The sequence below is a fragment of the Pseudomonas sp. R4-84 genome, from assembly GCF_054130985.1.
This window is the reverse complement of record NZ_CP096390.1, coordinates 2,372,921-2,386,841: the sequence shown is the minus strand read 5'-3', so window position 1 is coordinate 2,386,841 and position 13,921 is coordinate 2,372,921. Positions and strand designations below refer to the sequence as shown.

The 13,921-nt window shown below is 61.4% G+C and carries 15 protein-coding genes; 4 read left to right on the top strand and 11 right to left on the bottom strand.

Annotation, left to right across the window (positions count from 1 at the left end; genetic code table 11):
• Nucleotides 1–352 precede the first annotated feature (352 nt).
• The 6 genes from pepN to M1D68_RS11050 are packed head-to-tail and all read right to left on the bottom strand — an operon-like array spanning nucleotide 353 to nucleotide 6,887.
• The gene (pepN, locus tag M1D68_RS11075; protein ID WP_445571702.1) at nucleotides 353–3,010 is read right to left on the bottom strand and encodes an aminopeptidase N; all 2,658 of its coding nucleotides are present in this window, start codon (nucleotides 3,008–3,010) and stop codon (nucleotides 353–355) included.
• Between the two features lie 13 nt (nucleotides 3,011–3,023).
• Nucleotides 3,024–3,854 (bottom strand): DUF2797 domain-containing protein, encoded by an 831-nt coding sequence (locus tag M1D68_RS11070; RefSeq protein ID WP_457970347.1) that lies wholly within the window; start codon nucleotides 3,852–3,854, stop codon nucleotides 3,024–3,026.
• Nucleotides 3,851–4,111, bottom strand: coding sequence for a YeaC family protein (locus M1D68_RS11065; RefSeq protein ID WP_420766553.1), 261 nt, complete (start codon nucleotides 4,109–4,111; stop codon nucleotides 3,851–3,853). Before M1D68_RS11065 ends, M1D68_RS11070 begins: the two co-directional genes overlap by 4 nt.
• 45 nt (nucleotides 4,112–4,156) lie before the next feature.
• Nucleotides 4,157–5,029 (bottom strand): rhomboid family intramembrane serine protease, encoded by an 873-nt coding sequence (locus tag M1D68_RS11060; protein WP_434563737.1) that lies wholly within the window; start codon nucleotides 5,027–5,029, stop codon nucleotides 4,157–4,159.
• Nucleotides 5,026–6,000 (bottom strand): metallophosphoesterase, encoded by a 975-nt coding sequence (locus tag M1D68_RS11055; RefSeq protein ID WP_420766633.1) that lies wholly within the window; start codon nucleotides 5,998–6,000, stop codon nucleotides 5,026–5,028. The genes M1D68_RS11060 and M1D68_RS11055 overlap by 4 nt, the downstream gene beginning before the upstream one ends.
• Nucleotides 5,997–6,887 carry an NAD(+) kinase gene (locus tag M1D68_RS11050; RefSeq protein ID WP_003180647.1) on the bottom strand — a complete coding sequence of 297 codons (891 nt, stop codon included), beginning with the start codon at nucleotides 6,885–6,887 and terminating at the stop codon, nucleotides 5,997–5,999. Before M1D68_RS11050 ends, M1D68_RS11055 begins: the two co-directional genes overlap by 4 nt.
• A 104-nt stretch (nucleotides 6,888–6,991) precedes the next feature.
• Here M1D68_RS11050 and M1D68_RS11045 point away from each other — a divergent pair, with 104 nt between their 5' ends.
• Entirely contained in the window at nucleotides 6,992–7,942 is a 951-nt protein-coding gene (locus M1D68_RS11045) for a DUF1853 family protein (RefSeq protein WP_457970345.1), read from the top strand.
• Nucleotides 7,943–8,092: 150 nt separating this feature from the next.
• On the opposite strand, the gene M1D68_RS11040 is transcribed toward M1D68_RS11045, so the two are convergent.
• The gene (locus M1D68_RS11040; protein ID WP_457970343.1) at nucleotides 8,093–8,650 is read right to left on the bottom strand and encodes an NADPH-dependent FMN reductase; all 558 of its coding nucleotides are present in this window, start codon (nucleotides 8,648–8,650) and stop codon (nucleotides 8,093–8,095) included.
• Nucleotides 8,651–8,835: 185 nt separating this feature from the next.
• On the opposite strand from M1D68_RS11040, the gene M1D68_RS11035 reads away from it, so the two are divergent.
• Nucleotides 8,836–9,066 carry a hypothetical protein gene (locus M1D68_RS11035; RefSeq protein ID WP_420766557.1) on the top strand — a complete coding sequence of 77 codons (231 nt, stop codon included), beginning with the start codon at nucleotides 8,836–8,838 and terminating at the stop codon, nucleotides 9,064–9,066.
• A gap of 86 nt (nucleotides 9,067–9,152) precedes the next feature.
• The gene (locus M1D68_RS11030; protein WP_457970341.1) at nucleotides 9,153–10,046 is read left to right on the top strand and encodes a LysR substrate-binding domain-containing protein; all 894 of its coding nucleotides are present in this window, start codon (nucleotides 9,153–9,155) and stop codon (nucleotides 10,044–10,046) included.
• On the opposite strand, the gene M1D68_RS11025 is transcribed toward M1D68_RS11030, so the two are convergent.
• The 4 genes from M1D68_RS11025 to M1D68_RS11010 form a co-directional block, all read right to left on the bottom strand.
• Nucleotides 10,012–10,626, bottom strand: a complete 615-nt coding sequence (locus M1D68_RS11025) for a GNAT family N-acetyltransferase (protein WP_420766559.1) — start codon at nucleotides 10,624–10,626, stop codon at nucleotides 10,012–10,014. The genes M1D68_RS11030 and M1D68_RS11025 overlap by 35 nt on opposite strands.
• 169 nt (nucleotides 10,627–10,795) lie before the next feature.
• Nucleotides 10,796–11,557: a DNA polymerase III subunit epsilon gene (gene dnaQ, locus M1D68_RS11020; protein ID WP_420766560.1), complete on the bottom strand. Its 762-nt coding sequence runs from the start codon at nucleotides 11,555–11,557 to the stop codon at nucleotides 10,796–10,798.
• Nucleotides 11,558–11,782: 225 nt separating this feature from the next.
• A complete protein-coding gene (gene rnhA / locus M1D68_RS11015) occupies nucleotides 11,783–12,235 on the bottom strand; it encodes a ribonuclease HI (RefSeq protein WP_420766561.1) in 453 nt (150 codons plus the stop codon).
• An 85-nt stretch (nucleotides 12,236–12,320) separates the two neighbouring features.
• Nucleotides 12,321–13,079, bottom strand: coding sequence for a class I SAM-dependent methyltransferase (locus M1D68_RS11010; protein ID WP_420766562.1), 759 nt, complete (start codon nucleotides 13,077–13,079; stop codon nucleotides 12,321–12,323).
• A gap of 65 nt (nucleotides 13,080–13,144) precedes the next feature.
• Between M1D68_RS11010 and gloB the strand changes: the two genes are divergently transcribed.
• Nucleotides 13,145–13,912, top strand: a complete 768-nt coding sequence (gloB, locus tag M1D68_RS11005; RefSeq protein WP_457970339.1) for a hydroxyacylglutathione hydrolase — start codon at nucleotides 13,145–13,147, stop codon at nucleotides 13,910–13,912.
• Nucleotides 13,913–13,921 lie beyond the last annotated feature (9 nt).

The window sequence follows — 13,921 nt, the reverse complement described above, 5'->3', positions numbered from 1 at the left end:
TTTCCCCCATTATTATTGTTATGGCTTGGTACGTTGCCAGGCTTGGAGCATAGCCCTGAAACCTGCAATCTAGAGCCACTCGCAAGCGGAACCTATCCTATCGGGCTTTCGAAAGGTCTGACAATCGACGCCACGTTATCTTTTGTTAACCATGGGGATAACGGGAAGGGGTGAATCAGAAGATATTCGTGAGAATGATGACTGTGGCGAGGGAGCTTGCTCCCGCTGGAGGCCGGAGGACTCCCTTTTCCTGGTTCACGCGCCTTCAGTGGCGAAACGAATCAAGAGCAGGCCTGCTTCGCAGGCCAGCGGGAGCAAGCTCCCTCGCCACAAAAGGCAGCGCGAAGCCTAGTCAAGCCAGGCTCTTGCTCACCACTTCAAACACATCGGCCGACAACCCGCCAGACGCCAGGATGCGCTCCAGCTCGGCCTTCATCAGTGCCTGGCGGGCACTGTCGTATTTGCGCCACCGGGTCAGCGGCGCCAGTTGCCGCGAGGCGATCTGCGGGTTGAAACCGTTGAGCTGGATGACCAGATCCGCCAGGAAGCGGTAGCCCGAACCGTCGGCGGCGTGGAAGTTGATCAGGTTCTGCCCGGCGAACGCGCCGATCAACGCCCGCACCTTGTTCGGATTCTTGATGTTGAACGCAGGGTGCTCCATCAGCGCCTTGACCCGCGCCAGGCCACCCGGCAACGGGCTGCCCGCCTGTACGCTGAACCATTGGTCCATGACCAGTGGGTTGCCCTTGAAGTTTTCCGCGAACACTTCCAGGGCGCGAGTCTTCTCGGTTTCGAACGGAGAGTTGACCAGCACCGCCAGCGCCGTGAGGCGCTCGGTCATGTTGTCGGCAGTGTCGAACTGATCGAGCGTCGCGCTCAACACTTGCGGTTTGTCGGTCAGCATCAGGTACGACAGCGCAATGTTCTGCAACGCGCGACGGGCGAAGTGTTCAGCCTCGGCCACGTAAGGCGTGCGCCGGGACAGGTCGCGATTGGCCTCATAGCGCAGCCATAAGGCTTCGAACAGGTCCTGCGCCAATTGCCGGCGGGCAAACTCGCGGGCGACGTGGATCGCCTCGACGTCGGCGATTTCGCTGATTTCGGTCAGGTAGGCTTCGCTTGGCAGCGAGAGCATTTCCGCGACCATCGCCTGATCCAGCGATTCATCCGACAGCACGGTGCGCAATGCGCTGACCAGCCGTGGATCCAGCACCAGGCTCTCGCCCCGCTGGTGCTGGCCGATCAGTTCCTGCAACACCTGCACCGACAACTGCTGGCCGGCATCCCAGCGGTTGAAGCCATCGCTGTCGTGCTGCATCAGGAACATCAGTTGGTCGCGGTCGTATGGGAAGCTCAGTTTCACCGGTGCGGAGAAACCGCGCAGCAACGAAGGCAGAGGCTTCTCGGCGATATCGACGAAGGTGAAGGTCTGCTCGGCTTCGGTCACCGAGATCACCCGGGTCGTGCCGCTGGCCGCCGCTTCGCCGTTCAGGCGTAGGGGCATTTCACCGCCCTGGCTGTCCAACAGGCCCAACTCGACGGGAATCACGAACGGCAGTTTTTCCGCTTTGTCCGGGGTTGGCGGGCAGCTCTGGCGGAAGGTCAGGCTGTAGGTCTTGGCCGCTGCGTCGTAGGACTCGCTCACCACCAGCCGTGGGGTACCGGCCTGGCTATACCAGCGCTTGAACTGGCTCAGGTCGACACCGTTGGCATCTTCCATGGCCTTGATGAAATCGTCGCAGGTTACGGCCTGGCCGTCGTGACGCTCGAAATACAGGTCGCTGCCCTTGCGGAAGCCTTCGGCCCCCAGCAGGGTGTGGATCATGCCGACCACTTCCGAGCCCTTTTCGTACACGGTCAGGGTATAGAAGTTGGAGATCTCGATGAAGCTGTCCGGGCGCACCGGGTGGGCCATTGGCCCCGCGTCCTCGGCAAACTGGTGGGTACGCAGGTACGCCACGTCCTGGATACGCTTGACGGTGGCCGAGTTCATGTCCGCCGAGAAGCCGGCGTCGCGGAACACCGTGAAGCCTTCCTTGAGCGACAACTGGAACCAGTCGCGGCAGGTCACGCGGTTGCCCGACCAGTTATGGAAATATTCGTGGGCAACGATCGCCTCGACCCGCTGGTGCGCGGCGTCGGTGGCGGTTTCGGCACGGGCCAGCACGGCGCTGGAGTTGAAGATATTGAGGCCCTTGTTTTCCATGGCGCCCATGTTGAAGTCGTTGACCGCGACAATCATGAAAATGTCGAGGTCGTATTCGCGACCGTACACCTCTTCGTCCCAGCGCATCGACTTCTTCAAGCTGGTCATGGCGTGCTGGCATTTGTCGATGTTTTCTGGCTCGACGTAGATGCGCAGCGCCACGGTGCGGTCGGTCATGGTGGTGAACGTGTCTTCGACGCACCACAGGTCACCGGCCACCAGTGCAAACAGGTAGGCGGGTTTTTTGAACGGATCTTCCCAGGTCGCCCAGTGCCGACCGTCTTCGCCGGGGCCGCTGGCGATCGGGTTGCCGTTGGACAGCAGCACCGGATAGCTGTGCTGCTCAGCCACCACCGTGGTGGTGAACTTGCTCATCACATCAGGGCGGTCGAGGTAGTAAGTGATCTTGCGGAACCCCTCGGCCTCGCACTGGGTGCAAAACATACTGCCGGATTTATAGAGGCCTTCCAGCGCTGTATTGGTTTCCGGATGGATCCGCACAGTGGTATCGACCGTGAACGCCTGGGCCTTGGGCTGCAAGGTCAGGTGGCTGTCATCGAGCTGGTAGTCGCCCTGCCCCAGGTCGGCGTCGTCGAGCTTGATCGACAGCAATTCCAACTGCTGGCCATCGAGCACCAGCGGCGGCAGTCCGGCACCGCGCTCGGGGTTGCGGCGCATCACCAGTTGCGCATGGACCAGGCTGTGGTCCTCGAACAACTCGAAGGTCAGGTGTGTTTCGTCGATCAGGTACTCGGGGGCCTGATAGTCCTTGAGGTAGATCATCTTCGGTTGTTCGGTGCGCATGGGTCGAATCCTTCTACTGATGCACGGCGAGCTGGTAAGCCGTGTATTTACGAATATTGATCACGCCGGTGTCGAAAATCAGGTATTGGCCCTTGATTCCCAACAGCGTGCCCTCGGCGATCGGGTCCTTGTCCAGGTTGAAGCTGACGATCTTGGCCGGGTATTGCTCCACCGGGTAACGGATCTCGATGGGATCGACGTCCGCTATGGTCTGGATCGCCTGCAAGCCGAATCGTTCCTGAAGGCCCTGCAAGCCCGGGGCGCAGCTTTCGAAGAGGGAATCGCGGATGGCGGGCAAGTCCACAGCCGCCGCGTCGCCCTTGAGCAAGGCGCGCCAGTTGGTCTTGTCCGCCACCTGGCTGCGGAACAGGTCCTCGACGAACCCCGACTGCTGGCGGGTGGCGACCCGCAGGATCGGCAGCGCCTGGCTCGCACCCTGGTCGAGCCAGCGGGTCGGCAACTGCGTGGCGCGGGTGATGCCGACTTTCACGCCCGACGAATTGGCGAGGTAGACCACGTGATCGGTCATGCAGAACTGCTCGCCCCACCCTGGGTCGCGGCAGGTGCCCGCGTCGAAATGGCAGCGCTCGGGGCTCATGATGCACAGGTCGCACTGGGCCAGCTTGGTCATGCAAGGGTAGCAATAACCCTGGCTGAAACTGGTCTTGGTCCGGCGTCCGCAATGGGTGCAGTGGATCGCACCAAGGTATTGCAGGCGAATCGTGCTGCCGATCAACGGATTGACCGGCACCTCGACGTCACCCAGGCGAAAGGCATATTGAACAGTCGGCCCGTCAAGGCGCGCCGACATCTTGCTGATTGCACCGCGGCCAATCTCGATCAATGGATGGCATCCGACTTGAACAGGATATTGGGCACTTCGATGGCTTTGGACTGGCATTCCTGCGGGCCCATGTAGCCGGTGCGCTCTTCCTCGGGCAGGTTCTGGATTTCCCAGGCGATCATCGCCTGCAGCGACAGCTCGCGCTGCTCGGCGGTGAGCTTGTTGCCATCGGCCCATTTACCGATCTCCACGGCCAACTTCAGGCTGCGATAGATGTCGGGGGTGATGTTCTGGATCATTTCGTTGAAGGAAGACATGGATTCTCCGCGCAATCGCGCATTTTCAAAAGACACAGGCGCCTGTCAAAGAGACATTTTACGGCGAGCGAACAGCCCGCCCAACAGCCCGGTGAAGCAGCCGACGAGCAGCCCACCGACATGGGCCGCGTTGGCGATCTCGCCGAAACCGATCAGCGAAACCAGCCCGGACAGGCACAGCAGCAACCACACCAGCATCATCACCAGCACCCCTCGGGGCAAATGATAGGCCGGGTTCGGTGCGAGCAGTTGGTAGATCCAGCAATGCCCCAGCAGGCCGTACAACACTCCCGATAACCCGCCAAACAGCGTCGGGCCGCTGAAAAAGTACTGGGCGAAATTGGAGACAAGGCTGAACAGCAGCGTCAGCCCCAACAGGTTGATGCCGCCCTGGCGCGCTTCGATCCGCCGCCCCAGCTCCCAATACCACATGCCATTCATGGCGATGTGCAGGAAGCCGAAGTGAATCAGCATCGGCGTCACCAGGCGCCACCACTGCCCCGCCGCCAGGCTATCGGCCAGCGGTGTGAACTGGATGTACTCGCCGACGATGCGAAACTGGAGGAAGGTCAGCCAGCGCAAGGTTTCAAGATTGTCCCCCAGCAGGGTCACCGCGCTGACGATCAGGCTCAGCAGCAATACCAGGGCCGTCACCGGACTGCGGGTCAGCTGTTGCACGAACCCGGTTCGCCGGGAAGTGCTGCCCTTGTCCGGCAGTTCCAGCTGTTGCTCGGGATCGCCAGCAGGGAATCGCGCATACAACGAGCGCACGTCTTCGCTGATCTCGTTCGGCACCCAGAGCACCTGCTCACCCGCCTCTTCACTGACGCGATGGGGGACCTGCATGCGTTGCAGCAGTTTGACGAAACCGCTGAGGTCTACCGCCAGGGGCAGGCGCAGGACCGCGACGACGCTCATTGCACCACCTCCGGTCGCTCAACATCGACCCAGACGAACTTGTGCGGATCCAGGCGGGTTTCCTGGTCGAGGCGATACGCAACGAGCTTGCCATAGAGCACCGCGCTGTAGTCCAGGCACGCCAGGTTCGAGCGGATCGGCGCAGGCTTGCCGCTGCGCCAATAATGGCCGACGAACAACATCGGCTGATCGACGCCATAACGCAGCAGGTTGTTTTTTTCATCCGGGGACAATGGCGTGCGGGCCACAGGTTCTGGCAATGCATCAGGCTGGAACACGATGTCGCCGTAGGTCTGCGGGTTGTCTTCCCAGAACTTGGTGCGGAAGAATGCCCGCGTCAGGCCATCGCCACCCGTCAGGGTCATGCCATGGGGCAGGCGCATGTCGGTGCCCCGCAGCAGGCGGTCGAAGACCGTACAGGCGAAACTGCCGGATTCGGCCGACGCCTGGAGAAAATGCTCGTCGACGCAGCCATTCGGAAACAGGCCACGCAAGGGTTCGATGAGGCCGGCATCCCAGCAAGCGTGCACGACCCGGAAACGGCCGGCATCGACAAACAACGGCAGCTCATAGAACCATTTGAGGAAATCGCGCCACTCGCCAGGGTGCTGCTCGAACTGGCTCAGCGTCTCGTTGAGCAGGCGGGCATGGCGCGGCGTGTGCTCACGCACGTAGCGCTGGCCGCTGCCCGGCAGTGCCGGCGTGCTCCAACCCAGCGCATTGAATTCGTGGTTGCCCATGATGCACAGCGCCTGGCCGGCCTGCACCATGTCGTGGACGATGTGCAGCGCCTCGCGAATACGCGGGCCACGGTCGATGATATCTCCGAGGAACACAGCCATGCGCGACGGATGCCGCCAGACCCCGCCCTGCTTGTGGTAACCGAGCCGGTCAAGCAGGTGTTCCAGGGTCAAGGCGCATCCGTGCACGTCGCCGATCAGGTCGTAACTGCGCGCGGGATCGAGCATCAGTCGCCTCCACCCCCCAGACGACTGCCCCAGCCGAGCTTGGTCCGGCAGACTTCGTAGTAGTTGTGATCCAACGGGTGGATCAGGCGCAGCTTCTGGGCCTTTTTGCTGACGGTGATGGTGTCACCTGGCGCGCAGGTGAAATGGTTCTGGCCGTCGCATGATACTTGCGGGTAGATCTGCATATCCTTGGACACGACGATTTTCAGTTCACTGTTGCCATCGACCACGATGGGTCGCCCAGACAAGGTATGGGGGTACATGGGCACAATCACAATAGCGTCGAGCTTGGGATGCATGATCGGCCCGCCCGCCGACAGCGCATAGGCGGTGGAACCGGTGGGCGTCGCGACGATCAGGCCGTCGGCCTTCTGGCTGCAGACGAATTGGCCATCGATGTACAGCTCGAATTCGATCATGCGGGTGGACTTGCCGGGGTGCAGCACCACGTCGTTGAGGGCATCGCCTTGGCCGATGGCCTCGGCGTGACGACGGACCTCGGCTTGCAGCAGGAAGCGGTTCTCCACCAGATAATGGCCGTCCAGTACCTCGGCAACCTTGATTTCCAGCTCGTCCGGGCGGATATCGGTGAGGAAGCCAAGGCTGCCACGGTTGATGCCCAGTACCGGAATGTTGTGCCGCGCCAAGGCCCGGGCGGCGCCCAGCAGGCTGCCGTCGCCGCCGACGACGATGACCATGTCGCAGACTTCGCCGAGCATCTTGCGCGACGATGTCTGCAGGCCGTGGCCCGGCAGCACTTCGGCGATGGTGTCTTCGAGGATCACATGCAGGTGCCGCTCCAGGAGGAAGCGTTTGAGACGGCGAACGGTGTCCAGCACCTGTGAACTGCCCAGGCGACCGATGATGCCGATATTGCGAAATTGCTCCATGAGGCTCCTGCGGGGTCTGCGACGGGCGAAAAATACGATTATGGGCGAAAGCGCTCCGTAGACAAAATTCTTTAAGCCTCCAGCGCAACGGCTATGCTCGCAAGATGATCCTGTTCCCTGAGTTGCTGGACCTGCCCCGCCGCCTGCGCCATCCCGAAGTGCGGGATCTGGCGTGGGTGATCGTCGCCCCACCGATGCTCATCGACACCCCTTGGCCCCAGCGTCACCCGCTGGCGGGCAGCGACTGGGTGCAGCAACCCCATCGATTGGAGCATTGGCTTCGCCAGCTGGACCGCGACAGCTACCCGCTGCTGCAATGCCTGTCCCAAGGTCGGACGCGGCGCCTGGGCCTGTATTACGAAAGGCTGTGGCAGTTTGCCGTGCAACACGCGCCGGGCATCGAACTGATCGCGGCGAACCTGCCGATCCGTCGCGAAGGCCATACGCTGGGGGAACTGGACCTGCTGCTGCGCGATGGCGAAGGCGTGCACCACCTGGAACTGGCGATCAAGCTGTACCTGGGCCCGCAACAGGGCAACGGCCACGACACTGCGCAATGGCTCGGCCCCGGCTGCCATGACCGTCTCGACCGCAAGCTGGCGCACCTGCGCGAGCACCAACTGCCGATTTCAGCCCGCCCGGAAAGTCGCCAGGCCCTGGCTGCGCTGGGCATCGAATCGTTTCGCCCACACCTATGGCTCGGCGGATATCTGCTCTACCCCTGGCCCGGCCAGGCCGAACCACCGAGCGGCGCGCACCCCAGGCATTTGCGCGGCCGTTGGCTGCATCAACGTGATTGGCCCGAGTTCATCGGCCAACGGCCTCCAGGCCGCTGGCAGCCCCTGCCCCGCGCCGCCTGGCTGGCCCCGGCCCATTATCCGCCGGACCAGGTCTGGACTGTCGCGCAACTGGACGCCTGGCGAACCGCACTCGACCCCATGGCGCCGGCACAACTGATGGTGCGCCTGACGGAAAATGCCGAGGGCGAATGGGAAGAAGCCGAGCGGGCGTTCCTGGTGGCGGATCTTTGGCCGGATGTGCCGGGCAACGGCTAAGCATTTGAAATGCCCTTCTGGGCACCATCGCGAGCAGGCTCGCCCCCACATTTGGAATGCAGTTTCCTGTGGGAGCGAGCTTGCTTGCGATTGAGGCCGACGCCATCTAAGGGACAACCGCACAACCAACGCCGGCACCGTCAACACAGATCAAAGTTTCTTGTGCTGCTCGACCCACTTGCTATAGCTATCGATGAACCTCTGCAAAAACGGCCTGACCGAATCCGAGAGGTTGCCCGCTTCGTCGAACGCGGTCCCCGCGCCACTCAGGTAGGCTTCCGGTTGTTGCATGCAGGGCACATCGAGAAACACCAGGGATTGGCGCAGATGATGGTTGGCGCCGAAACCACCCATCGCACCAGGTGAAGCGCTGATCACCGCGCCTGGCTTGCCACTCAGGCAACTCTGGCCGTAAGGGCGCGAGCCAACGTCGATGGCGTTTTTCAGAGGGGCCGGCACCGAGCGGTTGTATTCCGGGGTTACGAACAGCAGCGCGTCGGCGGCGCCTACTTGCTCGCGAAACCTGGCGTAGGCTTGGGGCGGTGTCACGTCAATGTCTTCGTTGTACAGCGGCAGTTCGCCTATCTCGACGATATTCAGCTTGAGGTTGGTTGGCGCCAGCTCCGCCAACGCCAGCGCAATCTTGCGGTTGATCGACGCCTTGCGCAGGCTGCCCACCAAAACGGAAACGTTGTAGACATTACTCATCAGAGGTTCTCGATTGTCGGCTCATAGGAAGCCTGTAGTTATAGATGATCGGCACGACAATTGGACCAATGGAGCGTCGAAAACCTGCCGCACGGACTATTTTTTTCTTGTAGGAAAACTTACCGCGCTCGGCAAAGGTCTACAGAACCGCAAATCGAGTGATCTATTTCCAGAGGTTCTAAGCAATGGCAACAGTACTTGTCGGACAGTTTCATGCGCGGGACGCTGAAGGACGCGTCTATTCTGTGCATGAATTCCAAGAATCAGACCCGTCCCAGGACGGCATTGGCAAGGATGTCATCACCTATAAGCTGGCCATTGGCGATCGAGTCAGCAAGTTGGATGAGGAGAAATTTCTCCTGGTGCAGTCCGGCATCGAACTGATCCGCGAACCCGAACCGCAAATAGCGCTGTAACCCGGTTTCTTGAGCAGAAGTCGCACCCGTAATTGGGTTAGGATTCAGCCTCCCAATGGCTTACCTGCCTAAAACGGACTTCTTGCATGCGTTTACGCCACATCGAAGTGATCCAGGCGCTGCTGCAGACCGGCCACCTCGCAACCGCGGCCGAATGGCTGCAATTGCCGGTGGCCGAAGTCGAGTCGATCCTGCGCGATGCAGAAGCCCAGCTCGGTTTCATGCTGTTTGCCAGCGTTCGCGGACGATTGCAGGCCACCCGCGAAACCCTGGAGTTGCGCGAAGGCATTACGCAGCTTTACGACACCCTCGAGCCAATACAGCGGCTGGCCAGCAGCTTGAAACATCATCAGGCGCCGCCCCTGCGCATCATCTGCACCCCGCCGCTGGCGCAACAGTTGCTGCCCCTGGGCATCGCCGCCCTGCGTCGGCGCCATCCGGATGCGCCTTGCACCCTGCTCAGCGAACCAACCCTCGAAATCGTCAAGAGCCTGTTGCTGCGTGAAAGCGACTTGGGCCTGAGCCTGCACGATCCGGAACACCCGGACATCCACTGCCAGACAATCGCCCAAGGCAAACTGCAATTGCTGGCGCCCCACGGCTGGCTGCAACCTCGGCAGAAATACATTTCAATACAGGACTTGGCGGGCCAGTCGCTGGTGGGGCTTGATGGTCATGACCCGCTGAGCCCGGCATTCGACCACAAGCTCGCGGCGCTGCGCCCCGCACCGGTGATCCAGATTCGTGTGCAGACGCACCAGATGATGCGCGCGATGGTCGAAGCCGGCGAAGGCCTCGCCATCGTCGATCCATTCACCGCCTCGGGCGCCAAGGGCAGCGGGCTGGATATCTGCCCGGTGTCACCAGCCGTTCCGATCTGCCTTTACGCACTGAGCCTGAACGGTGTGCAGCCCTCGCCGACGGTCCAAGCGCTGCTGGAACGAATTACGGAACAAGCCGAGGCGTTGCTGAACCACTGATCGTCATGCCCAGCGGATCGTCGAACAACCGGTACCAGAACAGCGCCACCTCGGCGGTATGCCGATCGATGCCGCGATATCGCAAATGATCGATCCCGCCGAGCACGTAGCCGCAACGTTCGTAGAGACGGCAGGCACCCAGGTTATTGTTCTGGGTTTCCAACATGATGCCCGGCAGTTTTTTCTTGCGGCTCCAGAACTGGGCCACGTCCAACAGTGCCTTGGCCACCCCATGCCGGCGCGCCGGGGCATGCACCGCCAACTCATCGATATGGGCATAGCCATTCCAGTTGGTGCTGATCACCAGGTGACCCACTGGCTGGTCGTCCAGGTAGGCCATGAAGATTTCGCTGTCGGGGGCATCCCGGAAACTGGCGAATTCTTCAGGATCGATACCGTAGCACTTGCGGTAGGGAACGATCGGCGTCACAGGCCATTGGCTCACCGGCCGGCCGATCTGCGGCGTACCGTAGGCGCTGACGTCAAAACTGAAATCACTGCCCCAGACATACACGGCAAAGCCGTCGTCGACGACGCGTACCGAGAGGCCGGGATGCTTGGGATTCTTGACCGGTTGCATACAGGGAAAGGTCCTCATTCCTTGAGGCAATCAACGGCACAGTGCCATCCATTGCCCTTGCCTCTTGAATCTTCACACATCAAGCGGGTATCCATGGCCTGCCTTGCTTCAGGTTAGAAGGTACTGGCGATTGTCGCGAGAAATGATCGGTATGAACCGTGGATCCGGATCAATTCGCGGCGGCCTGCGCCTCAGCCAGCTGCGTCCACAATGCCGGGGCGCCCGCGGACTTGGCGATCGCTTCCAGACGCGCGGCATGTTCGGCCAGGTCGCTTTCGCTGGCGCGGATGATCCGGGCCGGCTTGCGGTCCGCAGGCAAGCGACGGATTTCGGTCGCCTGGTTGCCCGACCCTTCGCCGGTACCGTTGCCGTCCGAGGCGTTACCGGCCAGGGACAGGCTGGTCTGCCCGCCGGTCATGGTCAGGTAGACGTCGGCAAGGATTTCGGAGTCGAGCAAGGCGCCGTGCAGCTCACGGCCGGAGTTGTCGACGCCGTAGCGCTTGCACAAGGCGTCAAGACTGTTGCGCTGCCCCGGATGCCGTTCCCGGGCCATCATCAACGTGTCGAGAATGGTGCAGTGCTGGGTGATATCGGCGCGGTCGTGCTGGCCCAACAGGGCGAATTCATTGTTGATGAACCCGACGTCGAACGCCGCGTTATGAATGATCAGCTGGGCGCCCTGGATGAACTCGAAGAATTCATCGGCCACTTCGGCGAAACGCGGCTTGCCCACCAAAAATTCATTGGTGATGCCGTGCACGCCAATGGCACCCTCGTCACTTTCGCGGTCCGGTTGCAGGTAAACGTGGAAATGACGGCCGGTCAGGCGCCGACCCATCAGCTCGACACAGCCGATTTCAATAATCCGGTGACCGTCGGTCACCGGCATGCCGGTGGTTTCGGTATCCAGTACTACAGATCTGTTGGCCATCAGTGTTCAATTCTCAACGGGCAGTCTTGCAAAAGCGCGGATCTTACCATGCTATGAAGTGGGATTAGCCTGGGACCGTTTTTGTGGCGAGGGAGCTTGCTCCCGCTAGGTTGCGCAGCGACCGCCGAAAGGGGCCTGCTTCGCCCGAGGCGCCGGACCGGTCCAGCGGGAGCAAGCTCCCTCGCCACGATTATTTCCATTTGCCAAAAATCAGATCCGGCCGGATCAGGACTGCTTGTAGCCGCGCACCTCATCCACTCCTCGATTGGCCAACTGGTCGGCCCGTTCGTTTCCGTGGTGACCAATGTGGCCACGTACCCATTTCCAGGTGACGTTGTGGCGGTTGACCTGCTCGTCCAGCAATTTCCAGAGGTCGGCGTTCTTGACCGGTTCTTTCGCCGCCGTCTTCCAGCCGCGCTTCTTCCAATTCGCCATCCACTCGTTGATGCCTTTCATTACATACTGCGAGTCGGTCACCAGCAGCACGTCGCACGGACGCTTGAGCTCTTCCAACCCCCGAATGGCGCCCATCAGCTCCATGCGGTTGTTGGTGGTATTGGCTTCGCCGCCCCAGAGCTCCTTTTCCACGCCCTTGCACACCAGCAATGCACCCCAGCCACCCGGGCCAGGGTTGCCCTTGCAGGCGCCATCAGTGAAGAGTTCCACGCTATCGCTCATGCCAATCAATCCAAAAACAAAAGGCCGCCGCCCAGGGCCGATCAGCGCCCGGAGCCGGATACGGCCAGAACCATCGATAAAGGGATTACGGCTCGATGTGGCGACGGTTGACCTTGGCCATCGGCAAGGGAATCAGCTTGCCCATCGGCTCGCGTCGCGCCTGACGCACCGGGCGCAGCCCGACCGCGATCTTGCGCGCCACCAATAAATAGAAGCCGCCACCCGACAATTGCCAGTCACCCGCCTTGCGCTCCCAGCCAGCCAATCGGGCCTGCCACTTGGGCGACGCAAGCGGCGGACGATAGCACCCGAAGCGGCGTTTCTCCAGCGCGAAACCCAGCAGGTTGAGCCAGTCGCCGACCCGCGAGGCCGAAATGCAACGGGCCTGGCGCAGCGCATCGCTGGCGAATACATGGCGCAATCCCCAACTGCTCCAGGGGTTGATGCCGATGATCAACAGATGCCCACCGGGCCGCACGCTGCTGGCGGCTTCGCGCAACAGCCCATGGGGCGACAGGCAGAAATCCAGGCCGTGCTGCATCACCACCACATCGGCGGCATGCTCGCTCAAGGGCCAGGCCTGCTCCTCGCAAACGATCTCGACGCCCGGCAACGGCGCCCCCAAGCGCACGTTGCGCTGGACCTGAGGCGCCGACGGTGGCGTTTGCGCCGAAGGACCGTAATGCACCAGATAGCCGCCAAAGAACCGGCCCAACTCGTCTTCGAGCATGCGCCGTTCTTCTTCCAGCAGAAATTGCCCGACAGGGCCGGACAGCCACTCACGGGCAGAGCTGATCAATGCCAGCCAGTCAGGATCGGCCTGAGCGAACGCTTCATCGGTCATTGCATTCTCCAACGCGTCAGGAAGTTCTAAGATGCGCCTTTGTTTTGAGCTTGGCGAATTCGACGATGATACAGATCACTGCCCTGCCCGCGTTTAACGATAACTACATTTGGTTGTTACAAGATCACTCGACGCAGACTTGCGCCGTGGTCGATCCAGGCGACGCTGCGCCAGTGCAGGGGTGGCTTGAGGCTCGTCCCGACTGGGTCTTGAGCGACATCCTGGTCACCCACCATCACCACGATCATGTCGGCGGTGTCGCCGCGCTGAAAAGCGCGACCGGCGCCACCGTCTACGGCCCGGCCAGCGAAAACATCCCGGCGCGAGACATCGCCCTTAACGACCACGCGAAAGTCAATGTGCTGGGCCTGGACTTCGATGTTTATGCGGTTCCCGGGCACACATTGGGGCATATCGCCTACTACCACCGTGGCCTGCTGTTCTGTGGCGACACGCTGTTCGCCGCCGGTTGCGGACGGCTTTTCGAGGGCACGCCCGAACAGATGCACCACTCCCTGGGCCGCCTCGCCGCGCTCCCTGAAGATACGCTTGTCTACTGCACCCATGAATACACCTTGAGCAATCTGAAATTCGCCGCCGCGGTCGAGCCGTCCAACCCAGACGTTGCCGCCCGCCTGGAGAAAGTCACCCAGCAGCGCAACCAGGGCATCATCACCCTGCCCTCGACCCTGGCTCTGGAAAAACTCACCAATCCGTTTTTGCGCACCGCTGAAACATCCGTTAAACAAAAAGCAGACGAACGGAACGGTCAACCCAACCAGACGGCGAGTGAGGTTTTTGCGGCCTTGAGGGCCTGGAAAGATAAGTTCTAAGGCAGCTAC

Coding starts and splice junctions, on each gene's coding strand:
- pepN (WP_445571702.1), bottom strand. CDS start 3,010: ATGCGCACCGAACAACCGAAGATGATCTACCTCAAGGACTATCAGGCC.
- M1D68_RS11065 (WP_420766553.1), bottom strand. CDS start 4,111: ATGTCTTCCTTCAACGAAATGATCCAGAACATCACCCCCGACATCTAT.
- M1D68_RS11060 (WP_434563737.1), bottom strand. CDS start 5,029: ATGAGCGTCGTCGCGGTCCTGCGCCTGCCCCTGGCGGTAGACCTCAGC.
- M1D68_RS11050 (WP_003180647.1), bottom strand. CDS start 6,887: ATGGAGCAATTTCGCAATATCGGCATCATCGGTCGCCTGGGCAGTTCA.
- M1D68_RS11045 (WP_457970345.1), top strand. CDS start 6,992: ATGATCCTGTTCCCTGAGTTGCTGGACCTGCCCCGCCGCCTGCGCCAT.
- M1D68_RS11040 (WP_457970343.1), bottom strand. CDS start 8,650: ATGAGTAATGTCTACAACGTTTCCGTTTTGGTGGGCAGCCTGCGCAAG.
- M1D68_RS11035 (WP_420766557.1), top strand. CDS start 8,836: ATGGCAACAGTACTTGTCGGACAGTTTCATGCGCGGGACGCTGAAGGA.
- M1D68_RS11030 (WP_457970341.1), top strand. CDS start 9,153: ATGCGTTTACGCCACATCGAAGTGATCCAGGCGCTGCTGCAGACCGGC.
- M1D68_RS11025 (WP_420766559.1), bottom strand. CDS start 10,626: ATGCAACCGGTCAAGAATCCCAAGCATCCCGGCCTCTCGGTACGCGTC.
- dnaQ (WP_420766560.1), bottom strand. CDS start 11,557: ATGGCCAACAGATCTGTAGTACTGGATACCGAAACCACCGGCATGCCG.
- rnhA (WP_420766561.1), bottom strand. CDS start 12,235: ATGAGCGATAGCGTGGAACTCTTCACTGATGGCGCCTGCAAGGGCAAC.
- M1D68_RS11010 (WP_420766562.1), bottom strand. CDS start 13,079: ATGACCGATGAAGCGTTCGCTCAGGCCGATCCTGACTGGCTGGCATTG.
- gloB (WP_457970339.1), top strand. CDS start 13,145: ATGATACAGATCACTGCCCTGCCCGCGTTTAACGATAACTACATTTGG.